This is a genomic window from Streptomyces subrutilus, from assembly GCF_008704535.1.
Classification (GTDB): Bacteria; Actinomycetota; Actinomycetes; order Streptomycetales; family Streptomycetaceae; genus Streptomyces; species Streptomyces subrutilus.
The window spans coordinates 4,423,544-4,446,417 of the sequence record NZ_CP023701.1; the positions used below are offsets into that span (position 1 = coordinate 4,423,544).

General features: G+C 74.5%; 18 protein-coding genes. 13 read left to right on the forward strand and 5 right to left on the reverse strand.

The features are described from left to right. Window positions 1-68: 68 nt before the first annotated feature. Together CP968_RS19480 and CP968_RS19485 are read left to right on the forward strand one after the other, a co-directional pair. A complete protein-coding gene (locus tag CP968_RS19480; protein ID WP_150519223.1) occupies window positions 69-785 on the forward strand; it encodes a YveK family protein in 717 nt (238 codons plus the stop codon). Further along, window positions 782-1,924 (forward strand): GNAT family N-acetyltransferase, encoded by a 1,143-nt coding sequence (locus CP968_RS19485; RefSeq protein ID WP_150519224.1) that lies wholly within the window; start codon window positions 782-784, stop codon window positions 1,922-1,924. Before CP968_RS19480 ends, CP968_RS19485 begins: the two co-directional genes overlap by 4 nt. An 8-nt stretch (window positions 1,925-1,932) precedes the next feature. On the opposite strand, the gene CP968_RS19490 is transcribed toward CP968_RS19485, so the two are convergent. Then, window positions 1,933-3,501, reverse strand: coding sequence for a glycoside hydrolase family 26 protein (locus tag CP968_RS19490; RefSeq protein ID WP_150519225.1), 1,569 nt, complete (start codon window positions 3,499-3,501; stop codon window positions 1,933-1,935). Between the two features lie 345 nt (window positions 3,502-3,846). On the opposite strand from CP968_RS19490, the gene CP968_RS34920 reads away from it, so the two are divergent. The 5 genes from CP968_RS34920 to CP968_RS34140 all read left to right on the forward strand — a co-directional run bounded on the left by CP968_RS34920 (window position 3,847) and on the right by CP968_RS34140 (window position 9,391). Beyond that, window positions 3,847-5,382 carry an ATP-grasp domain-containing protein gene (locus tag CP968_RS34920; protein WP_229885905.1) on the forward strand — a complete coding sequence of 512 codons (1,536 nt, stop codon included), beginning with the start codon at window positions 3,847-3,849 and terminating at the stop codon, window positions 5,380-5,382. A gap of 29 nt (window positions 5,383-5,411) precedes the next feature. Beyond that, window positions 5,412-6,686, forward strand: a complete 1,275-nt coding sequence (locus CP968_RS19505; protein WP_150522004.1) for an NAD(P)-binding domain-containing protein — start codon at window positions 5,412-5,414, stop codon at window positions 6,684-6,686. A gap of 118 nt (window positions 6,687-6,804) precedes the next feature. Further along, on the forward strand, window positions 6,805-7,053 hold the full coding sequence (locus tag CP968_RS19510) for a hypothetical protein (protein WP_229885903.1): 249 nt from the start codon (window positions 6,805-6,807) through the stop codon (window positions 7,051-7,053). A gap of 12 nt (window positions 7,054-7,065) precedes the next feature. Continuing rightward, complete coding sequence (locus CP968_RS19515; protein WP_229885901.1) at window positions 7,066-9,153, forward strand: SpoIIE family protein phosphatase; 2,088 nt, start codon at window positions 7,066-7,068, stop codon at window positions 9,151-9,153. Window positions 9,154-9,223: 70 nt separating this feature from the next. Beyond that, on the forward strand, window positions 9,224-9,391 hold the full coding sequence (locus tag CP968_RS34140; RefSeq protein ID WP_167536823.1) for a hypothetical protein: 168 nt from the start codon (window positions 9,224-9,226) through the stop codon (window positions 9,389-9,391). Between the two features lie 41 nt (window positions 9,392-9,432). Here CP968_RS34140 and CP968_RS19520 read toward each other — a convergent pair whose 3' ends face one another. Beyond that, window positions 9,433-9,879: a DUF6299 family protein gene (locus CP968_RS19520; protein ID WP_150519227.1), complete on the reverse strand. Its 447-nt coding sequence runs from the start codon at window positions 9,877-9,879 to the stop codon at window positions 9,433-9,435. Window positions 9,880-10,057: 178 nt separating this feature from the next. Between CP968_RS19520 and CP968_RS19525 the strand changes: the two genes are divergently transcribed. Then, window positions 10,058-10,654: a DUF4352 domain-containing protein gene (locus tag CP968_RS19525; protein WP_150519228.1), complete on the forward strand. Its 597-nt coding sequence runs from the start codon at window positions 10,058-10,060 to the stop codon at window positions 10,652-10,654. Between the two features lie 57 nt (window positions 10,655-10,711). Beyond that, complete coding sequence (locus CP968_RS19530) at window positions 10,712-11,209, forward strand: DUF5949 family protein (RefSeq protein WP_150519229.1); 498 nt, start codon at window positions 10,712-10,714, stop codon at window positions 11,207-11,209. Window positions 11,210-11,277: 68 nt separating this feature from the next. On the opposite strand, the gene CP968_RS19535 is transcribed toward CP968_RS19530, so the two are convergent. The 3 genes from CP968_RS19535 to CP968_RS19545 form a co-directional block, all read right to left on the reverse strand. Beyond that, the gene (locus CP968_RS19535) at window positions 11,278-12,531 is read right to left on the reverse strand and encodes a cytochrome P450 (protein WP_150519230.1); all 1,254 of its coding nucleotides are present in this window, start codon (window positions 12,529-12,531) and stop codon (window positions 11,278-11,280) included. Between the two features lie 154 nt (window positions 12,532-12,685). After that, entirely contained in the window at window positions 12,686-13,843 is a 1,158-nt protein-coding gene (locus CP968_RS19540; RefSeq protein ID WP_150519231.1) for a low temperature requirement protein A, read from the reverse strand. A gap of 28 nt (window positions 13,844-13,871) precedes the next feature. After that, a complete protein-coding gene (locus CP968_RS19545; RefSeq protein ID WP_167536824.1) occupies window positions 13,872-14,603 on the reverse strand; it encodes a sirohydrochlorin chelatase in 732 nt (243 codons plus the stop codon). 318 nt (window positions 14,604-14,921) lie between these two features. Here CP968_RS19545 and nirB point away from each other — a divergent pair, with 318 nt between their 5' ends. The 4 genes from nirB (at window position 14,922) to pflA (ending at window position 22,805) form a co-directional block, all read left to right on the forward strand. Then, a complete protein-coding gene (nirB, locus tag CP968_RS19550) occupies window positions 14,922-17,690 on the forward strand; it encodes a nitrite reductase large subunit NirB (RefSeq protein WP_150519233.1) in 2,769 nt (922 codons plus the stop codon). 176 nt (window positions 17,691-17,866) lie between these two features. Further along, window positions 17,867-19,273 (forward strand): MFS transporter, encoded by a 1,407-nt coding sequence (locus CP968_RS19555; protein WP_150519234.1) that lies wholly within the window; start codon window positions 17,867-17,869, stop codon window positions 19,271-19,273. A 324-nt stretch (window positions 19,274-19,597) separates the two neighbouring features. Continuing rightward, the gene (gene pflB / locus CP968_RS19560) at window positions 19,598-21,868 is read left to right on the forward strand and encodes a formate C-acetyltransferase (protein ID WP_150519235.1); all 2,271 of its coding nucleotides are present in this window, start codon (window positions 19,598-19,600) and stop codon (window positions 21,866-21,868) included. Between the two features lie 109 nt (window positions 21,869-21,977). Beyond that, the gene (pflA, locus tag CP968_RS19565; protein ID WP_150519236.1) at window positions 21,978-22,805 is read left to right on the forward strand and encodes a pyruvate formate-lyase-activating protein; all 828 of its coding nucleotides are present in this window, start codon (window positions 21,978-21,980) and stop codon (window positions 22,803-22,805) included. Window positions 22,806-22,874: the final 69 nt, after the last annotated feature.

Here is a 22,874-nt window from a genome sequence, read left to right on the forward strand (position 1 = left end):
ACACCCCGGCCGGGGCAACGGCCGGGACCCGACGAACTCCCCTGCACTCCCAGGAAGCGAGCACGCTCATGGCCGACACCGCCGACCAGAAGAAGTCCGACCACCGCCCGGAGAAGAAGGGCTCCCGGCGCAGGTTGCTGCCGCCGCCCGCGTGGTGGCCGCTGCCCGCCTGCGCCCTGCTCGGGCTGGCCGCGGGCGGCGCGTACGGGGTGCTCAAGACCCCCGAGTACGCCGCCACCAGCTACGTCGTCGCCGTACCGGGCGACACGACCGAGCCCGCCACCGCCCTCGGCTTCGCCCAGGCGTACGCCCGCATCGCCACCAGCAGCTCCACCCTCGCCTACGCGCAGCCGCGCGCCGGCGTCAGCGCGCGCGAGCTGCGCACGCAGGTGCGGGCCGAGACCTCACCCGAATCCCCGATGATCGCGATCACCGGCACCTCCACGAGCCCCGCCGAGGCCGCCGACATCGCCAACGCCGTCGCCGACGCCCTCTCCCTGAGCAGCAACCAGGCCGCCAAGAACACCGGCGTCCAGCTGCTCCTGTTCAACCAGGCCGTGGCCCCCACCGAGCCCGCCTCCCCGTCCGCCCCGCTCGGCGCGGCCGTCGGCCTGTGCGCGGGCGGCCTGCTGGGCGGCCTGTGGCTGCTGGCCCGGCCCGCGCGCGGGCGGCGCCGGGAACGGGCCGCCGGGGCCGCCGCCGGCGCGCCCGTGGTGGAGGAGTACGCCACGCTGCCCGCCCAGGGCGACCACGCCGAGACCAAGGAGAAGGAGTCCGTGCGATGAGCGCGGGCTCCACCGGGGGCCTGTCGGTGACGCTGTGCCGCGATCCCCGGCAGTTCGCCGGGCTGGAAGAGCCGTGGAACCGGCTCGTCCGCGGCTGCCCCACCGCCACCCCCTTCCAGAGCCACGCCTGGCTCCACTCCTGGTGGCTGTCGTACGGCAGGGAGGGCCGGCTGCGGATCCTCCTGGTGCGGCGCGGCGGCGAACTGGTCGGCGCGGCCCCGCTGATGCTCGTCCACCGGCCGCTGCCGCTGCTGGTGCCGCTCGGCGGGCCGATCACCGACCACTTCGACGTGCTCGTCGCCGCCGAGCACGCCGACCTGGTCGTCCCGGCGCTGGCCCGCGGCCTGTACCGGGCCGCCCGGGGCGCCGTCGTCGACCTGCGCGAGGTGCGGCCCGGCGCGGCCGCCGAAGGGCTGGGCAAGCACTGGGCGGGGGTCGGCAGCACACTCACCGACTCCACCTGCATGGAGCTGCCCGCGCTGCCCTTCGACGAACTGGTCAGGCGGATGCCGTCCTCGGGCGCCCAGCGGGTCCGGGCCAAGCTCCGCAAGACCGACGCGGCCGGGATCGAGGAGCACGAGGTCACCGAGGACGAGGTGCCGCGCGCCGTACGGTCGCTGCTGCGGCTGCACGAGAAGCAGTGGCGCGGCCGCGGAGTCAACCCCGAACACCTCAGGCCGCGCTTCGCCGAGCACCTGACCCGGGCCGCCCGGCGGATGGTGCGGACCGGGGAGGGCCGGATGACCGAGTTCCGGCTCGACGGGAAGGTGGTCGCGGCCAACGTCACCCTGCTGTCGGCCGGGCTCAGCGGCGGCTACCTGTACGGGGCCGACCCGGACCTGCGGGCGCTGAAGGTTGACGTGGGGACGCTGTTGCTGCGCCACGAGGCGGAGCGGGCCCTGGCCGACGGCCGGCCGGTGGTGAGCTTCCTGCGCGGCAGCGAGCCGTACAAGAACCACTGGCGGCCCGAGACGGTCGTCAACCAGCGGTTCCTGCTGGCCACGACGGCGCTCGCGCCCCTGCTGCGGCTGCACGAGTCGCAGGTGACGGGGCGCGAGCGGGTGGTGGACGCGCTGCGCGAGTCGCTGCCGGCCGCCCGGGACTGGCGGGCGCGGCTCAACGACCTGCGGGTGCGATGACCCGTCGTCTAGAAGGGCCAGAAGCCGGAGTCCTTGCCCCAGTCGACCTGGACGCAGACCGACTGCCTGCCGACCAGCTTGGAGAGCCACTCTCCGAAGTTGACCGGTACGCACCACTGCCTGCCGTTGGCGGGCGGCTTCTCGGGCAGCGGCTGGGGCTTCGGGGGCACGGGCGACGGCGGGGCCGACACCGGGGGCACCGGCGGGGACGCCTCCGGCGACGGGACGGCCGGGCTGGGTGCGGCGGGGCTGGGTGCGGCGGGGCTCGGCGCGGCGGGGCTGGGGACCTCGGGCGCCGGGGCTTCGGGGGAGGGGGGCTCGGGCGCGGTGGCCTCGGGCGAGGGAACGGCCGGGCTGGGTGCGGCCGGGCTGGGGACGGCGGGGCTCGGCGCCTCGGGCATCGGGACCTCGGGCGTGGGGACCTGCGGGGTCGGGATCTGCGGGGTCGGGATCTGGGGCGTGGGGATCTGGGGGGTCGGGATCTGCGGGGTGGGCACGGCCGGCGTGGGCACGACCGGGGTGGGGATCACGGGGGTCGGGACGACGGGGGTGGGGACCACGGGGGTGGGGGTCACGGGGGTGGGGGTCACCGGGGCGGGCTTCTGCGGGGTCAGGGCGTCGCGGAAGGCCTTCGCGGACTGCGGGTTCTGCTTGCACTGCCACACGCCGTGCGGGCAGTAGTCGGTGATGGTGTGGTAGAGCGGCTTGTGCTGCTCGATCCACTTCAGCATGCGGCGCACGTACTCCGGGTTGTCCCCGTTGCGGAACAGCCCCCACTCCGGGTACGAGATCTCCTTGCCGTGTGCCTTCGCGAAGTCGACGTGCTGCTGGAGCCCGTACGGCTGGCTGACCTGCTCGTCGAACGTCCGGCCGGGAGCCTGGTCGTACGAGTCCATCCCGACGATGTCGACCACGTCGTCGCCGGGGTAGCACCGGGTCCAGCCGATCGCGTCCGTCCCCCGGTTCGGGGCGAAGTCGAACTTGAACTCCTGGCCGGGCACCGAGCGCATCGCGGTCACGACGCGCTTCCAGTACGCCTTCCACCGCTCCGGGTCCGGCCCGCATCGGTGCGTGTAGGTGGTGCCGTTCATCTCCCATCCGAGCACGACCACCGTGTCCGGGACGCCCAGCGCGACCAGCCGCCGGGCGAGCTTCGTGAAGTGCGCGTCGTACTGGCCCTCGGCGCCCGCCCGGATCAGCTGGGCCACCTGGTAGTCGGGCACCCGGTCCTCGTTGCGGGCCTGCATGGGCACGTTGAGGACGAACATCCGGTCGTCGGCGGCCCGGCGCCAGGCCGCCCAGGATTCGAGGAAGGAGACGTTCCCCTCGATGCCCGCCCACTGGTCGCCGGGGAGATAGGTGTGGCCGACCCGGATCTCCCTGCCGCCCAGCCAGCGCGACAGGTACGGGATCCGGGCCACTCCCGGCGGTCCGTAGTCCAGGTAGGCGCCCATGGCGATGTCGGAGCCCGTGGGCCGGTCCTCTTCGGGCGCCGCGAGCGCGGCCCCGGTGGCGAGCAGTCCGGCCGTGACCGTACCGATGCAGGTACTCACCAGTCGGTGGCGTGGTCTGGGCATGGCGTCTCCCGAGCTCTCCCGAATCGGTGTGCTTACCCCAGACGTTAGACATCAGATCTGACGAATGGCCTGTCCGGTGAATGCTGCGTAGGCCATTCGCAGCTGCGTACCACCCCCGCTTGGTCCGACTAGGTGAAAGACACCGCTTCCATGCACGCGTTCGCCAACCATGTGCCCGCCGTCCTGCTCCGACTCGATCGCAATCCGTTCCACCACGGAACCCTCGGCGCCGTCAGATCCCTTGGCCGCAAGGGCGTGGAGGTCCATGCCGTCGTCGAGGCCGGAGGGGGGCCCATGGCGCGGTCGCGGTATCTGCGGGCCGTGCACGCGGGACCTGACGGAGGGTTGGACCCGCAGGCGCCCGAGGCGCTGGGGGCGTGCCTGGCCGGCGTCTCCGAGCGGATCGGGCGGCCCGCGGTCCTGGTGGCGATGGACGACCTCAGCGCGATCGCGGTGTCGCGGATCGCACCGATGCTGACGGACCGTTTCCGGATTCCCCATCAGCCCGACAACCTGCCCGCCCGGGTGGCCGACAAGGCCGAGTTGTCCCGGCTCTGCGCGCGCTGGGAGGTCCCCCACCCGGAGACCGTGGTCCCGGCCGGCGGGGCGGAGGCCGCGGAGGCCGCGTGGCGGCTCGGACTGCCGGTGATCGCCAAGTGGAGCCGCCCCTGGCTGCTGCCCGCCGGGGCCGCGGGACTGCGGAGCACCATGCTCGTGCACAGCGCCGCCGAGGCGCGGGGGCTGTACGAGCGCTCCGCCGAGGCCGGGAGCAGGCTGCTGCTCCAGCGGTTCCTGCCGGCCGGCCCGGACACCGACTGGTTCTTCCACGGGGCCTTCGGACGGGGCGGCCACCCGCTGCTGATCGGGTCGGGCCGCAAGGAGATGTCCTGGCCGGTGCGGACGGGACTGACGGCGGTGGGGCGCTGGCTGCCGGACCCGGCGGTCGAGGAGGCGGGGCTGCGGCTCGCCGAACGCCTCGGCTACCAGGGGATCCTGGACCTGGACTTCCGCCGGGACGAGCGCGGCACCTTCCGGCTCGTCGACTTCAACCCCCGTCCGGGAGCGCAGTTCCGGCTGTTCACGGACGCGTCCGGGCTGGACGTCGTCCAGGCGATGTACCTCGACCTGACGGGGCAACGGGTACCGGAGCCGTCGGGCGGGCCGGGCCGGGTGTTCGTCGCGGAGAACTACGCGCTGCTGGCGGCGGTACGGGGCGGCTCCCTGCCGCGCCGCCGCCCGACGGGGGCGGCCGCGGGCCCGCCGGCCCCCGTCGCGCCCGCGGCTCCCGGTGCTCCGGCGGCTCCCGCCGCGCCGCTCGTCGCGGGCCAGCGGCGGGCGCCCGAGCGCGGCGCAGCCGGTGCGCCGCCGGCGGCCGGCGGCGCTACCGGGACCCCGGCCGGGCCGCAACCCGTGCCCGGGAGCGCGAGCGCGCCCGGGGCGGGGACGGCGAGCCGCACCGGCGCCGCGACCGCGTCCGCGCGCGGTAGCGGGGCCCTGGCCGGAGCCGGCCCCGCGCCCGGGGCCGGCGCCCGCACCGCCACCGGCAGCGCGAGCTGGGCCGCGCCCCGGCAGCGCCGGCGGCCCGGAGCCGTGCGGGTGCTGCCCGTGGGGGAGCGGGGCCGGGTGGAGGCGGCCTGGTTCGCGGCGGACGACCCGCTGCCGTTCCTGGCCATGGTCGGCGCCTTCCTGGGCCGGGGCGCGGGCAAGGGGGCGCGGGTCCTGCGCGGCGTCCCCGGCCACGGCCGCCGCACCGTACGCGCGGCGGCCCGCGCCCCCCGGCAGCGGGGCAGCGGGCCGTCCGCCGCCGGCGAGGGCGCCGCGGCCCCCCGGCCGGTCCCGCCGGAGGCGCCGGCCGAACCGGACGAGCTGGTGAGCCGTTGACCGGGAAGGGTGGGGCGGCCGTGACCCGGATGGACGATCTCGTGGTGGTCGGGGCGGGCCCGTACGGCCTGTCCATCGCCGCGCACGCGGCGGGCGCCGGGCTCGGCGTCCGCCTCCTGGGGCGCCCCATGGCCTCCTGGCGCGACCACATGCCCGGCGGCATGTACCTCAAGTCGGAGCCCTGGTCGTCCAACCTGTCGGCGCCCGGCGGGCGGCACACCCTCGCCGACTACTGCGCGACCCTCGGGCTGACCGCGGAACACGGCACTCCGCTGCCGATCGGCACGTTCAGCGCGTACGGGATGTGGTTCGCGCGGGCCGCCGCGCCCGCCGTGGAGGAGGTGACCGTCACGGAGGTGACCCCGCACGGCGACGGTTTCCGCGTCCACACCGCCGAGGGACCGCCCCTCCTGGCCCGGACGGTCGCCCTCGCGGTGGGGGTGATGCCCTTCGTCCACCATCCCCGCGCGCTGCGCGGGCTGCCGCCCGGCCACGTCTCGCACAGCAGCGGCCACCGCGACCTGACCCGCTTCGCCGGGCAGGACGTCGTGGTGCTCGGCGCCGGGCAGGCCGCCCTGGAGACCGCCGTCCTGCTCGCCGAGCGGGGCGCGCGCCCCCTGCTGGTGGCCCGGCGGCCCCGGCTGAACTGGAACGGGCCGCCCCAGCCCCTGGACCGGTCCCCGCTGCGCGCCCTGCGCGCCCCGCACAGCGGGCTGGGCACCGGATGGCGCAGCTGGGCGTGGTCGGAGCTGCCCTGGGCGGTGCGCCGGCTGCCCGCCCCCACCCGGGAGCGGATCGCGGCGACCGCCCTGGGCCCGGCCGGTGCCTGGTGGCTGCGGGAGCGCTTCGAGGGGCGCGTACCGGCCCTGCTCGGGCACCGGCTGCTGCGGGCGGCGGCGGTGGGCGACCGCACCCGGCTGGAGCTGGCGGACCCGGCCTGGGAGGCGGTGGTCGTGGAGACGGGGCACGTCATCGCGGCCACCGGCTTCAGCCCCGACCTGGCCCGGCTCGACGTGCTCGACGCGGGGCTGCGGGCCTCGCTGGCGACGGTGGGCGGCGGCGGGACGCCCGAACTGAGCGCCGGGTTCGAGTCCTCGTGGCCGGGACTGTTCTTCGCGGGGCTGCTGAGCGCTCCCTCATTCGGCCCTTCCATGCGATTCGTGCACGGTGCGGGCTTCACGGCGGGGAGACTGGTGAAGGGAGACCTGGGGCGCCTCGGCACCCGGCGCGCCCGACCGGGCTCCACCGGCGCCGCACGGACCGACCGGGCCCCGGCCGGACATCCGAAGACGTATCCGCGGTGAGAGCCGCGGGTGAGAGGGGTCCGCGATGAGCGCGGAGAGAGCACAGGGCAGAGGCTGGGTACGGATTCCCGCCAGCCGGGAAGGTTCCCCCAGGGGGACGCCTCCCGGCGGCGGCCGGGTGCGGGGGCCCGCGGAGGACCAGCCCGGCGCGGGCTGGTCCACCGGCCACGGCCACGGTCACGACCGCGGCCACGGCTACGACCACGGCTACGACCACGGCCCGTACGCGGCGCCCTCCCCTCCCGCCCAGCCCCCGATCTACCTGTCCCTCGTCACGCGCTGGCGGGAGGCCGGGCGCACCCTTCCGGGGCATCCTGACGAGGAGTGGGAGCGGCTGATCTCCCAGCCGTGCTGGCCCGGCCGTTAGGTGGTGAGTGTCTTGGCAGCGGCGGAGCGCGAGGGCCCCGGGCAGGGCCGGCAGTCCCCCGTCACCGGGCCGGGGGAGCGGCTCGCGCTGAACGGCATGGGCAGCTTCGAATGGGACCTGGACGCCGGCACCCTCGACCTCGACGCGGCCGGGATGGCCGTCTTCGACCTGGAGCCGGAGGAGTTCGACGGCACCCCGGAGGCGCTCGGCCTGCGCCTGCCCGGCGCCGACGGCGAGCGGCTGGGCCGCAGCGTGGTGGCCGCCCTGGCCGCCGGCGGCGAGACGTACGGCGGCTACTTCACGGTCCACCGGCGCGACGGCCGCGACCAGTGGACGCACACCCAGGGCCGGGTGCTGCGGGACGCGGACGGGCACCCGTACCGGATCGTGGGGATCGTCCGGGACGCCACGGCCGAACTGGCCCAGGCGGTGCAGCTGCGCAAGCTGGAGTCGGCGCGGGCCCAGCAGACGACGATCGTGCAGCGCACCACGGACGCCCTGTCGCGGGCGGTGACGGTCGACGACGTCACGGCCGCGCTCACCGGGGCGGGCGCGCTGGAGCGGCTCGGCGCGGACGGGCTGGCCCTGGGGCTCGTCGAGGGCGGCACCATGAAGATGATCGCGATGAGCGGGGAGTCCCTGGAGGTCCTCGGCGAGCGCAACCTGACCCGCATGGACGGCTCGCTGCCGCTGTCGCGGGCGGTGCTCACCCGGCAGGCGCGCTTCGTCACCTCGCTGTCCGCGCTCGGCGAGGAGTTCCCGCTGCTGCGCGACTACCTGGGCCGCATCCACTACTCGGCCGCGGCCTACCTGCCGCTGATCGCGCAGGCCCGGGCCATCGGCGGGCTGGTGCTCTTCTACCGCAGCCGCACGGAGTTCAGTCCCGAGGAGCGCAACCTGTGCCTGGGCCTGGCGGGCATCGTCGCCCAGTCGCTCCAGCGGGCCCTCCTCTTCGACCAGGAGCGGGAGTTCGCCACCGGACTGCAGGCGGCCATGCTGCCGCGCCGCATCCCCGAGATCACGGGCGGGGAGATCGCCGTCCGCTACCACGCGGCCTGGAGCGGGCGGGAGGTCGGCGGGGACTGGTACGACGTGATCTCGCTGCCCCGCGACCGGGTCGGCATCGTGGTGGGCGACGTCCAGGGCCACGACACGCACGCGGCCGCCATCATGGGCCAGCTGCGGATCGCGCTGCGGGCGTACGCGGGCGAGGGCCACCCCCCGTCCACGGTCCTGGCCCGGGCCTCGCGGTTCCTCGCCGAGCTGGACACCGAGCGCTTCGCGACGTGCATGTACGCGCAGGTCGACCTGGCGACGGGGGGCGTACGGGCCGTGCGCGCCGGGCACCTCGGACCCCTGATCCGGCACACGGACGGGCGGACCGGCTGGCCCAACGTGCGCGGCGGGCTGCCGCTGGGGCTGGCCACCCTGTTCGCGCAGGAGGAGTTCCCCGAGACCCGGCTCGACCTGGTGCCCGGCGAGACGCTGGTGCTGTGCACCGACGGCCTGGTCGAGGAGCCCGGCACCGCCATCACGCAGGGCATGGAGGCCCTCGCCCATGCCGTCCGCAGCGGTCCGCAGGAGGCCGGGGCGCTCGCCGACCACCTCTCGGACCGGCTGTGGGAGCGCTGGGGCTCCGGGGACGACGTGGCCCTGCTGGTGCTGCGCCGGGCTCCGGACCCGGGCACGCACCGCGCGCCGCGCATCCACCAGTACGTCCACCAGGCCGACCCGGAGGGGCTCTCCGAAGCCCGCTACGCGCTGCGGCAGGCGCTGCGCGACTGGGGGGTGTCGGAGCTCGCCGACGACGTGGAGCTGGCGGCGGGGGAACTGCTGGTCAACGCGCTGCTGCACACGGACGGCGGAGCGGTGCTGACCATGGAGGTGCTGCCGGAGCCGGTGCGGCGCATCCGGCTGTGGGTCAAGGACCGCTCCAGCGTGTGGCCGCGTCGGCGCACCCCGGGCGAGGCGGCCACGACGGGCCGCGGGCTGCTGCTGGTGGACGCGGTGGCGACGCACTGGGGCGTGGAGCCCCGGGGCGACGGCAAGGCGGTGTGGTGCGAGTTCGCCGCGGAGGGGCGGCCCCGCAGCGCGGGGTGACCGGACGGTCACCCCGGGTTGTGGGGCGGCGGGTGCTCGGTGATCATGCGCACATGGAACGGATCGTGTTGTGCGCAGGCTGAGCAAGGGCGCCGCGACGGGCATCCTGGCCCTGCTCCTGCTGGCCGCCGGGGTGCCGGCGGCCGTGGACTGGACGACGGGGCGCCCGCACGCGGACCCCGGGTGCCAGTCGACGGCGTTCATGTCGATGACGGGCGTCGCGCCCGTGTGCCGCTAGCGGGAGCGGCGGGCCGGAGCCCGCGGCCCGGGCCGCGGACCTCAGCGGTGGCGGTGCAGTTCGACGGCCCTGCGGTCCTCCGCGACCGTGCGCAGCGAGGTCGGCAGCAGCCCGCCCGAGCGGCCGATCTCCTGCAGCCGCACCTCCGCGCCGGCCGGCCCCCGGTGGACGCCGGGCGTCATCCGCAGGCTGCCGGTGGCCCGCCACGGGTGCTCCCGCCCGTCGCAGAGCGCCTCGCCGCCGCCGAAGCCCAGTCGGACCCGGTCCTGGACGAGGACCGCCGAGATCTGCACCGTCCGCACGGGTGACGTGCCGTCGCAGCGGTAGGTGCCGGAAAGGGTGACGGTGCCGTCGCCCCCGAGGTCGGCGTGGCGCTGTACGGAAATCGCATTTCCCTGGGGGGCGGCGGTCGCGGGCGCGGTGAGAGCGGTCGCCGCGGTCAGTGCGGAAAGGGCCGCGAGGGCCAGGCGGGGGCCGGAAAGGGCCATGGTTCCTCCAGGTGGGACGGCATGCGTACGGGTCGCGGATCGCGTCGGCGGGAATCCGCCGGAAATGCATTGTGCTGGCACACGGGCGGCAACCGGCTCCGCACACTCGTGTCGGTGTGTGCAATTTCCCGCCCGGGGGCGTGAGACTGGCCGCAATTCGTCCCCGAAGGGATTCCGCATGCGCCGCTCCGCCCTTTCCTCCCCCCTCGTCGCCGCCGCCCTCCTCCCGCTCCTGCTGTGCGGTGCCTCGGCCTGCCGGAGCGCCCCCGAGGGCGCCGCGCTCGCACCCGCCGCCGCGCCCGCCGTCCCGGTGGACGACGGGGTGCCCGGCGTCGAGGGGGCGTCCGGGCGGCCCGCCGTGCGGGAGGCCCGCGTGGGCGACTCCGTACGGGTGCGCGGCGCGCAGGTGGGCCGCCACCTCCAGGCCGTGCTGAACGCCTACGTGGACCCCGCGGTGAGCGTGGAGAAGAACTACGCGCCGGCGCCCGGCAAGCGCTGGGTGGCCGCCTCCATGTCCTTCGTCAACGTGGGCGGGGCCTCGTACGGGGCGCTCGGACGCATGTGGGCGCAGGACGGCGCGGGCCGGCGCCACCCGGTGGTGCCGACGGGGGAGCTGACGACCGGCAAACCGCTCGTCTTCGATTCCCTGGAGGTCGGTGAGCGGGCCGAGGGATGGGTCGTGTTCGAAATCCCGGAAAACGCGCGCATCGTGCGCCTCCAGTACCAGGACGCGAACATGCAGGCGAATTCCGGAGGGGGTTTCTGGGCCGTCTAGCCCGCTCGGGTGAAAGGCCGTGAAAGGGCCGGGTGCGGGAGCACTAGGGTGCGGCGCATGACTTCTACGCAAGCCGAGATCGACCGGTCCCACCTCGGCACCCTTTCGGTCCTCGCCTGGATCGGCGACCCCGCCGACGGGCACGACATCCCGTACCTCCTGGCCTACACCCTCGGCGACGGCCCGCAGGGCCGGGAGGCCGGAGAAGCGGCCGCGCGCGGGCTGTTGGAAGAGATCGGACTGCCCATCGGCGACGTGGTCATGGACGGCACCCGCAACCCGCGTACCTTCGCCGTCCAGATCGTCCTCATGGCCGGAAACCAGGTCACCCTCACCCTTCCCGGGCTGAACGCCACCTGCGTCGCCCCCGACGAGTGGGTCGCGGCGGCCAACGAGAGCGGCCAGGCCTACTTCCTCTTCGCGACGCGCGCCTGGCCCGAGGCGGTCCCCGGCCGGCCGGTCACCGAGGAGGTCCTCCAGGCCTTCGCCGGCGACGAGGAGGTGCTCACCAGCAGCGCCCACTGCGTCCTCGCGGTGCAGACCCTGCAGGTGTAGCGCCCGTAGGACAGCCGGCCGCCGGGCTCCCAGCCCGCCCGGTGGCCGGCGCCCGGCCCGGTCGCCCGTCAGGGCCGCTCGAAGGCGAACCTGAGCGAGCGGACCCGGTTGTCGAAGTTCGACGGGGCAAGGTCCGGCAGGCCCACCGCCCGCAGGGCGACCGGCCGGGTGAGCAGCTCGCCGAAGAGCGCCTTCATCTCCACCCGGGCCAGGTGCGCGCCCAGGCAGAAGTGCGGGCCGCCGCCGCCGAAGCCCAGGTGCGGATTGGGCGAGCGGGTGATGTCGAAGGCGTCGGGGTCCGGGAAGACGGCCTCGTCGCGGTTGGCGGACGCGTAGTAGAGGACCACCTTGTCGCCCGGCCGGAACAGGTGTCCGCCCAGGACGTGTTCGGCGACGACGGTCCGGCGGAACTGGATGATCGGCGTCGAGTGGCGGATCATCTCGTCGACCGCGCCGTCCGCGTGCGCCCCGAAGTCGCCCAGCAGCAGGTCCCGTTGGTCCGGGTGGTCGGTCAGCAGGGTCAGGCCGTGGGTGATCGCGTTGCGGGTGGTCTCCACCCCGGCCACCATCAGGAGCGAGAAGAAAGCGCCGAGTTGGCGCGCCCCGAGGGCCTGGCCGTCGACGTTCGCGCAGACCAGGGCCGAGATCAGGTCGTCGGTGGGGTTCTTGCGCCGCTCCCGGCCGATGCCCGCCACCATCCGCTGCATCCGGGCCAGCGCCCGCAGCCCGCGCCCGGGCATCCGCAGCCGGGAGGCCAGGGTGCGGTCCACGCCGATGTGCTCGGAGGCGTGGTTCACCCGGGCGGCGATCTCCGCCCGGTGGCGCTCCGGGATGCCCATCATGTTGCAGATGACCTCCAGGGGCAGCCGGGAGGCCACCGCCGAGACGAACTCGTCGGGCCGGTCGGCCAGCACGTCGTCCACGATGCGCGCGGCCACCGCGTGCACGTCCTCCTCGGCGGCCGCGAGCAGGCGGGGCGTGAAGGCCCGCTGGACGATCTTGCGGAGCCGGGCGTGGTCCGGGCCGTCCAGGTTCACCATGGAGTCCCCGAACAGCGCGCGCACCCACCGGGCCGGCTCGGGCGTGGTCACGCCTGGGGCGCTCGCGAACACCTTGGGCAGGCGGCTCGCCTCCTGCACGTGGGCGTGGCGCACCAGGGCCCAGTGGCCGGCGCCCTCGGGCACGAACACCGGGGCGTCGAGCGCGCGCAGCCGGGCGAAGGCGGCGAGCCGCTGCGCCGGGGGGCGCTGCCAGAAGCCCGGCACCGCCAGTTCCCTGCCGGGGCCGTCGTCGCCGCCGGGCCGTGGTGCGGGGAGGGTCATGGCCGTGCCTCTTCCTGTCGCGGGGGCGTCCTGAGCTGGAGAACGCCGCAGGTGGCGCGGGGGTGACGGGTGGGTGCGGGGCGGGTGGGAGCGGCGCTGCGGGCGGCGGGCACGGGACGGGCGGGGCCGCGGCTCCGCCACGTCGGGCCGGGGTTCAGGCGTCGGCGGGGTCCGGGCCGGCCGACAGGGCGATCCCGACCGCGACGGTGGCCGTCGCGACCAGGCCCGCGTACAGGACGGCGTACGGACCCGCCCAGGTGCACGCCAGCACGACGAGCGCGGAGAGCGGCAGGGTGGCCTGCTGCGCGAGACCCCGCTTGAAGTGGCGGGAGTGCAGGAACCACACCGTCAGGAGGAACAGCGCGGACGGGACGGTGACGGCGGCGTTGGCGGCCGGTTGCGAGAGGTGGGCCTGGCCCACCGCGTGCTCGACCGCGACCTCGATGCCCGAGCCGATGGCCGCGCCCGAGGCGAAGATCAGCAGGTGGCCGTAGCCCCACGGGATGGCCTCGCGGTTGGTGGTCAGCCGCTCGTGCACCGGCGCCGCGAAGTAGATCCACCACGCGGCGAAGACGATCAGCAGCCCGCCCGCGGCGATCGGCAGCAGCTCGCCGAGGGCGTCGTGCTCGTCCAGCGCCGACTTCACGGCCACCGTGCTCGCGGAGATGGTCTCGCCCAGCACGATGATGGTGAACAGCCCGTACCGCTCGGCGATGTGGTGCGGGTGCCAGGGCGTCTGGTGGCCCCGCTCGGCCACCACCGGCACCAGCAGCTCCGCCGCGGCCACGATCAGGAACAGCCAGCGCTTCACGTCGTCCGGGGCGAACAGCAGCGCCACCCAGCCGGCCTGGCAGACCACCAGCCCCGCCGCGTACGTGAACGCGGCCCGGCGGGCCGGCCCGCTCTCGCCCGCCCCGGCGCGCAGCCACTGCGCGGTGAGCGCGACGCGCATGATCAGGTAGCCGACGACGGCCACCGTCCAGTCGTTCTCGTCGGAGGCCCGGCTGACGCCCGCAGCGTAGACGAGCACACCGGCGATCTGGACCAGCGTCGCGATGCGGTACGGCACGTCGTCGCAGTCGTAGGCGGAGGCGAACCACGTGAAGTTCATCCACGCCCACCACACGCCGAAGAACACGAAGAAGTAGCCGATCACGCCCGTACCGGGATGGCCCTCGGCCAGGGCGTGCACCAGCCTGGCCCCGCACTGCGCGACCGCGACGACGAAGCAGAGGTCGAAGAACAGCTCCAGCGGGGTCGACGCCCGGTGCTCCTCGTGGCGGCCGCGGGCGGTCATGGGGGTGTATGCCATGACCGCCAGCAGACCAGGGACCCCGGCCTCAGCAGGCCAGGCGCGCGGTCCGCAGGCTCCCGGTGCCCCGCGCGGAGGCCCCGTACCGCTCCAGCACCAGCCGGGCCACGCGCGGATGGTCCGCCAGCGGCTCCGACACCGTCCACGCGCCGCAGCCCGCGAGGGCCCGCGTGAAGCGGCCCGGGGCCAGCAGGTGCGCCGCCACCGCGACCCGCCGGTACCCGGCCGCCCGGAGCCGGGCCAGCGCCTCGGGGACGGTGGGCCCCGCCGAGGTGAGGTACGCGGGCACCACCGGGACGGGGGCGGGGCCGGGGCCGCGGTCCCGCGCCAGCAGGGCGGCCAGCCGGGCCGCGCAGTCCTGCGTACCGGTGTTCCCGCCGGGGCGCGAGGAGCCCGCGCCGGCCACGACCACGGCGTCGGCGCGGGCGTACGGGCTCCGGCGGCGCTCCGCGTCGTACAGCCGGCCGTGCAGGGCGAGGGCGATCCCGTCTCCGCCGCCGAGCCCCTCGGTCAGGGTGCAGCCGGTGCCCGCCAGGACCGCCGGGATGTCCACCCGGCGGTGGTAGCCGTCGCCCAGCAACAGCGGGACGACGACCGCGCCCGGGTGCGCGCGGACGACCTCGGCGAGGGACGGGGACTGGACGTCGAGGTGGCCGACCACGGCGCGGACCCCGCTCAGGGCCTCGATCGCGCCGGTCAGCCGGCGGAAGGTCGCGGCGGCGGCCGGGACGGCACTGCCGTGCACGGCGATCACGAGCATGCCCGCCTCCCACTGCCCCGGTGCCGGTCGCGCGGGGGCTCCGGTGGCCGCCGCGGACGTCCTCGCCGTCCACGCTACGCGGGCGGGGGCCGCGCGAAGCCGGCCGAAGGGCTCGCCTCGCAGGTCACAGGTCCCGTCGGGGACGGGCCGCCGGCCCCGCCCCGACAGGCCCTTTTCGGGGCCCGCGCGCCGGGACGCGGGCCTACCGTCGAGGGCAGGCCCCCTTGGCGCCAGCGGGATCCGGGGGAGTCGCGGGATCCGGCGGAGCCACCCGCCCGCACCCGCCCGCACGCACATCTGGCACACGGAGTGAGACCCATGGCGCAGACGCTGGTTGTCATCGGCCACGGCATGGTGGGACACCGCCTGCTGGAGGCGCTCGCCGAGCGCGACGCGCTCGCGGACCCGGCCCGGCCCGGGGGCGGCGGCTGGCGGGTGACCGTGCTGGCCGAGGAGGAGCGCCCCGCCTACGACCGGGTGCACCTGTCGGCGGCGTTCACCGGTTCGTCGGACGAGGACCTCTGCCTGGTCCGCGACGGCTTCCTGGAGCGGCACGGCATCGACCTGCGCCTGGGCGACCCGGCCGAGCTGATCGATCCCGCCGCCCGCACGGTCACCAGCCGGTCCGGGGCGGTGCTGCGCTACGACGCCCTGGTGCTGGCGACCGGTTCGTACCCCTTCGTGCCGCCGATCGAGGGCGCCGACGCCCCGGGCTGCTTCACGTACCGCACGCTCGACGACGTCGAGGCGCTCACCGCGTACGCCCGCCGCGCGCGCAGCGGCGTGGTCGTCGGGGGCGGGCTGCTCGGCCTGGAGGCGGCCGGGGCGCTGCGCACGCTCGGACTGACCACGCACGTGGTGGAGTTCGCGCCCCGGCTGATGCCGCTGCAGGTGGACGACGGCGGGGCGGCCGCGCTGAGGGCCACCATCGAGTCCATGGGCGTCGCCGTGCACACGGGCGTCGGCGCGGCCGGCGTCGGGACGGACGGGGACGGGCGCGCCACCTTGCTGCGGCTGAGCAGCGGCGAGGAGATCGGCGCGGACGTGGTGGTCTTCTCGGCGGGCGTCCGGCCGCGCGACGGCCTCGCCCGCGCGTGCGGGCTGGCGGTCGGGGACCGCGGCGGGGTGGCCGTGGACGCGCACTGCCGCACCAGCGACCCGTACGTGTACGCCGTCGGCGAGTGCGCGCAGAGCGCCGACGGCACGGTCTACGGGCTGGTCGCGCCGGGCTACCAGATGGCCGAGACGGTCGCCGAGGCGCTGGCCGGGGCCGGCGGGCTCACCTTCACCGGGGCCGACACCTCCACCAGGCTCAAACTGCTGGGCGCCGACGTGGCGTCCTTCGGCGAGCCGTTCGCGCCCGAGGGTCGCGGCGGGGCCAAGTCCGTGGTCTTCTCCGACGCGCGCGAGGGCGTCTACAAGAAGCTGCTGCTCGGACCGGACGGAGCCCTGCTCGGCGGAATCCTGGTCGGCGACGCGCAGGCGTACGGCTCGCTGAAGCCGCACGCCGGCCGGCTGCTGCCCGGCCCCGCCGAGGCCTTCGTCCTGCCGTCCACCGGCGGCGCGGACCTGCCGGGCGCGGACGCACTGCCCGACGACGCGGTGGTGTGCTCCTGCCACAACGTCACCAAGGGCCGTGTCCGGGACGCGGTGGCCGCGCAGGCGCTGACCGACATCGGCGGCGTCAAGAAGTGCACCAAGGCGGGGACGGGCTGCGGCGGCTGCCTCGGCACCCTGCAGGCCGTACTGGACGCCGAACTGTCCGCGCGGGGCGTCGAGAAGCCGCGCGGGCTGTGCGAGCACTTCGCGCTGACCCGCGCCGAGATCTACGAGACGGTCCGCACCGAGGGCGTCCGCAGCTTCGGCGAGCTGCTGGAGGCGCACGGGACGGGCGGCGAGGGCTGCGCCGTCTGCAAGCCGGTCGTCGCCAACGTCCTGGGCACCCTCGCCCCCGACCTGGGCATCGGCCACATCCTGACCGGGGGACAGGCGGCGCTGCAGGACTCCAACGACCTCTACCTCGCCAACCTGCAGAAGGACGGCACCTACTCGGTCGTCCCGCGCGTCGCGGGCGGCGAGATCACCGCGGAGCAGGTGATCGCGCTGGGCGAGGCCGCCCGCGACCACGGCCTCTACACGAAGATCACCGGTGCGCAGCGGATCGGGCTCTTCGGGGTCCGCAGGGAGCAGCTGCCGGACATCTGGCGGCGGCTGGGCGCCGCGGGCTTCGAGTCCGGACAGGCGTACGGGAAGTCCCTGCGCGCGGTGAAGTCGTGCGTCGGCGCCCGGTTCTGCCGGTTCGGGCAGGGCGACTCGATCCGGCTCGCGATCGACCTGGAGCTGCGCTACCGGGGGCTGCGCACCCCGCACAAGTTCAAGGGCGGGGTCTCCGGCTGCCTGCGCGAGTGCGCGGAGGCGCGGGGCAAGGACATCGGCGTCATCGCCACCGCCCACGGCTGGAACCTCTACGCGGGCGGCAACGGCGGCGCCACCCCGCGCCACGCGGACCTGCTGGCCTCCGACCTGACGACGGCCGAACTCCTTTCCCTCGTCGACCGGTTCCTCATGTACTACGTCCGTACCGGCGAGCGGCTGGAGCGGACGGCCGCCTGGATCGAACGGCTCGGCGGCGCCGGCGCGGGCCTGGAACACCTGCGGGCCGTGCTGATCGAGGACTCGCTCGGCATCTGCGCGGAGCTGGAGGCGCAGATGGAGCGGCACGTGGCGGCGTACGAGGACGAGTGGCGGGCGGTCCTGGCGGACCCGGCGGCGCTGGAGCGGTTCGGGACGGCGGACTTCGGGGCCGCGGCGCGCGGCGACGGCCTGGAGCCGGGGCGCGGGCGGGCGGCCCGGCTGGCCGACGGCAGCGAGGCGGCGGTGTTCAAGGACCGTGCCGGGCGGGTGTACGCGGTCGGCAACCGGGACCCGTTCTCGGGCGCCGACGTCATCGCCGACGGCATCATGGGCTCGCGCGACGGCGTCCCGGTGGTGGCCTCGCCCATGCACAAGCAGGTCTTCGACCTGCGCACCGGCGCCTGCCTGGACGACCCGGAGGTCTCGCTCCCGGTGGTGCCGCTGGGGTGGTAGGACCCCGCGGCGGGCCGACCGACGCACCGGGGGCGACGGGACCTTGTCCCGGTCGCCCCCGGTGCGTTGTCCTCTGTCGCCGGGGGCCGCGGAGGGCGGAGTCTGGACGGGTCGGGGCCTTTCTCTCCGTTCAGACCCCTTTGACCCCTTTGACTCCAGTGACTCCAGGAAGTGCAATGAGTACCGCCACGAAGGAAGCGCAGAGGCCGGTCGCCGATCCGGCGCAGTACCGTCCGGGCCGGACCATCACGCAGTGGACGCCGGAGGATCCGTCCTTCTGGCGGTCCACCGGCAAGAAGGTCGCGACCCGCAACCTGTGGATCGCGGTCCCCGCCCTGCTGGTGGCCTTCGTGGTCTGGCAGGTCTGGAGCATCACGGCGACCAACCTCAAGGACGTCGGCTTCGGCTTCTCGCAGTCCCAGCTGTTCTGGCTGACCGCGGTGCCCGGCGTCACCGGCGGCACCGCCCGCATCGTCTACACCTTCGTCGGCCCGATGATCGGCCAGCGCCGCTTCACGGCGATCTCCACGGTCGTGCTGATCGTGCCGCTGCTGTGGCTGGGCTTCGCGGTGCAGGACCCGGGCACCCCGTACGGCACGATGATCGCGATCGCCGCGCTGTGCGGCATCGGCGGCGCGAACTTCTCCTCCTCGCTGGCCAACATCGGCTTCTTCTACCCGAAGCAGGAGAAGGGCAACGCGACCGGCATCAACGGGGGCCTGGGCAACCTGGGCGTCTCGGTCGTCCAGCTGCTCACGCCGATCCTGATCACCTCCTCGGTCCTGGCCGTCGGCGCGGGCCAGAAGAAGGCCGACGGTTCGGAGGTCTACCTCCAGAACGCCGCCTTCGTGTGGGTCCCGGTCCTGATCGTGCTGGCGGCCGTCGCCTGGTTCGGCCAGAACGACCTCAAGGTGGCCTCCACCCCCTTCAGCCAGCAGAAGGTCATCTTCAAGCGCAAGCACAACTGGCTGATGACCTGGCTCTACGTCGGCACCTTCGGCTCCTTCATCGGCTTCGCCGCGGCCCTCCCGCTGCTGATCAAGACCACGTTCCCCGCCCACTCGGTGGCCACCTACGCCTGGATGGGCCCGGCGCTGGGCGCGCTCGCCCGCTGGGCCGGCGGCCGGGTGGCCGACAGGCTGGGCGGCGCCCGGGTGACGATCCTGTCCTTCGTGGGCATGGCCCTGTCCCTCATCGGCGTCATCACCTTCCTCCCGGCCGGCTCCGACCAGGGCTCCTTCCACGGCTTCTTCCTCTGCTTCCTGGCGGCCTTCTTCTTCTCGGGCATCGGCAACGGCTCGACGTTCCGGCAGATCCCGGTCATCTTCCGGAGCCAGCACCTCAAGGGGCTGACGGAGGGCACTCCCGCGTACGCGGCCGCCCTGAAGCAGGCGGAGATCGAGTCCGGCGCGGTCACCGGCTTCACCGCCGCCATCGCCGCCTACGGCTTCTTCTTCATCCCCGCGATGTTCGCCAACTTCGCCGTGACCAGCGCGATGTGGGGCTTCGTGGCCTTCTACGCCTCCTGCACCGTCGTGGCCTGGTGGTTCTACGCCCGCCCCGGCGCGGAAGCCCCCAGCTAGGCCGCCCGTGCCGGCCCGCCGTCCCGTCCGGCCGTCCCGTCCGGCCGTCCCGTCCGGCCGTCCCGTCCGGCCGTCCCGTCCGGCCGTGCCCCGGCCGCCGGGGCGCGGCCGTGGGTCCGCCGCCGACATTCTTGTGAAAGATTTCACAAGCCCACGAGGACGTTCGTCCCGAGCGAACCGGCAGGTCAGAGGTGGTGCAGCCGAGCCGGGGGCGGGAAGAGCGGGACCTTCGGGCCCCAGGTCAGGACCAACGCGGCGCCCAATGATCGATCAAAAGGCGTGCAATGGAGACAAGCAATGAGGCGACTGAAGAAGGTGCGGGCGATGACTGCCACCCCTGCGGAGACCACGAAGTACGGCACGGCCTGGGACGGGTTCAAGGGCGGGCTGTGGCGCGACGCCGTCGACGTCCGCGACTTCATCCAGCAGAACTACACGCCGTACGAGGGCGACGACTCCTTCCTCGCCGGCCCCACCGAGCGCACCACCGCCGTGTGGAAGGCCATCACGGACAAGTTCCCGCAGGAGCGCGAGAAGGGCGTCTACGACGTCGCGTACGACGTCCCGTCGACGATCACCGCGCACGCCCCCGGCTACATCGACCGCGACAAGGACCTGATCGTCGGCCTCCAGACCGACGCCCCGCTCAAGCGCGCGATCATGCCGTACGGCGGCTGGCGCATGGTCGCCGGAGCCCTGGAGACCTACGGCTACCCGGTGTCGGAGGAGCTGGAGAAGGTCTTCACCGAGTACCGCAAGACCCACAACGCCGGCGTCTTCGACGCCTACACGCCCGAGATCCGCGCCGCCCGCAAGGCCGGCATCGTCACCGGCCTGCCGGACGCCTACGGCCGCGGCCGCATCATCGGCGACTACCGGCGCGTGGCCCTCTACGGCGTGGACCGCCTGATCTCCGCCAAGAAGGAGGAGAAGGAGGAGCTCAACCGGCTGCCCGCCGGCGGCCGTTCGCTGGAGGAGACGATCCGGCTGCGCGAGGAGCTCGCCGAGCAGCTCCGCGCCCTCGCGGAGCTCAAGGCGATGGCCGCCTCCTACGGGTACGACATCTCCGGCCCCGCCGCCACCGGCCGCGAGGCCATCCAGTGGCTGTACTTCGCCTACCTGGCCGCCGTGAAGGAGCAGAACGGCGCGGCCATGTCCCTGGGCCGCACCTCCACCTTCGTCGACGTCTACCTCCAGCGCGACATCGAGGCCGGCCGCCTCACCGAGGAGCAGGCCCAGGAGCTCGTCGACGACTTCATCGTCAAGCTCCGCATCGTCCGCTTCCTGCGCACCCCGGACTACGACGAGCTGTTCTCCGGCGACCCGACCTGGGTCACCGAGTCGATCGCGGGCATGGGCGAGGACGGCCGCCCGCTGGTCACCCGCTCCTCCTTCCGCTACCTGCAGACCCTCTACAACCTCGGCCCGGCCCCCGAGCCGAACATGACGGTCTTCTGGTCGCCGCGGCTGCCCCAGGGCTTCAAGGAGTTCTGCGCCCGCGTCTCGATCGACACCTCCTCGGTGCAGTACGAGTCCGACGAGCTGATGCGCCCCCGCTTCGGTGACGACACCGCCATCGCGTGCTGCGTCTCGGCGATGCCCGTCGGCAAGCAGATGCAGTTCTTCGGCGCCCGGGTGAACCTCGCCAAGACCCTGCTCTACGCCGTCAACGGCGGCCGGGACGAGAAGTCCGGCGCCCAGGTCGGCCCCGAGACCGGCGCCCTCACCTCCGAGGTGCTGGACTACGACGAGGTCATGGCCAAGTTCGACGCGCAGATGGAATGGCTCGCCGAGACCTACGTCCACGCGCTCAACGTCATCCACTACATGCACGACCGGTACGCCTACGAGCGCATCGAGATGGCACTGCACGACCGCGACGTGCGCCGCACGATGGCCTGCGGCATCGCCGGCCTCTCGGTCGCCGCCGACTCGCTCTCCGCCATCAAGCACGCCCGGGTCCGCGCCGTGCGCGACGAGACCGGGCTCGCCACCGACTACACGGTCGAGGGCGACTACCCGGCGTACGGCAACAACGACGACCGGGTCGACGACATCGCCGTCTGGCTGGTCGAGGAGTTCATGAAGAAGGTGCGCCGGCACGAGACCTACCGGGGCGCCGAGCACACCCAGTCCGTGCTGACCATCACCTCGAACGTGGTCTACGGGAAGAAGACCGGCAACACCCCCGACGGCCGCCGCGCCGGCGAGCCCTTCTCCCCGGGCGCCAACCCGATGAACGGCCGCGACACCCACGGCTACGTCACCTCGGCGCTGTCGGTCGCCAAGCTCCCGTACGGGGACGCCGAGGACGGCATCTCGCTGACCAACACCGTCACCCCCGACGGCCTGGGCCGCACCCCCGAGGAGCGGATCAGGAACCTGGCGGGCGTCCTCGACGGCTACATGGCCAGCGACGGCTTCCACATGAACGTGAACGTGCTCAACCGCGACACCCTCATGGACGCGATGGAGCACCCGGAGAACTACCCGCAGCTGACCATCCGGGTCAGCGGTTACGCGGTGAACTTCGTCCGGCTCACGCGGGACCAGCAGCTGGACGTGCTGAACCGCACCTTCCACGGCTCCCTCTAGAGCCCGCCGGCCGGAGCCCCCGGCCGCGCGCCCCGGGGCCGGGCCCACCACCCCGGCCCCGGGACCGCGCACCCCCACCGGACACCAGATCACCTCCGGAGCACCCGCCATGACCGTTCTCCTCGGTACGAGCATCCCCGTCGGCCAGGCCGACGCCGCCTTCGCCAGCGCCGGCCGCACCCCGGCCGCGGCCGCGACCCAGCGGCCGAGCGAGGGCTCGGTGCACTCCTGGGACCTGTCCACGGGGGTCGACGGGCCCGGCACCCGCTTCGTCACCTTCCTCTCGGGCTGCCCGCTGACCTGCCTGTACTGCCACAACCCCGACACCATGCGGATGCGCAACGGCAAGCGGACCTCGGCGGACGACGTCATCGCCGAAGCCCGCAAGTACACCCGCTTCATCTCCGCCTCGGGCGGCGGAGCCACCGTCTCGGGCGGCGAGCCGCTCCTGCAGCCCGTCTTCGCGGGCGAGCTGCTGCACCGGATGAAGAACGACCTGGGACTGCACACCGCCCTGGACACCTCCGGCTTCCTCGGAGCGCGGGCCACCGACGCCCTGCTGCGCGACGTGGACCTGGTGCTGCTGGACATCAAGTCCTGGGACCGCGCGACCTACCGGAAGGTGACCGGCCGCCCCCTGGAGCCCACCCTCGACTTCGCCCGCCGCCTCGCCGACCTCGGCAAGGAGGTGCACCTGCGCTTCGTGCTGGTGCCGGGGCTGACCGACGCGGCCGAGAACGTCGAGGGCGTCGCCGCCTTCGCGGACGGCCTCGGCAACGTCTCGCGCGTCGACGTCCTGCCCTTCCACAAGCTGGGGGAGGCGAAGTGGGACGCGCTGGGCATGCCGTTCACCCTCCACGACACGCCGTCGCCCACCGCTGGGCAGGTGGCCGCGGCCAAGGCGGTCTTCGCGGCCCGCGGCCTCACCGCCGTCTGATCCGGACACCGCTGCCGCCCCGACGGCCGATCGGGCCCCGTTCGGCCCAATCGCAAGAGCCACATAACG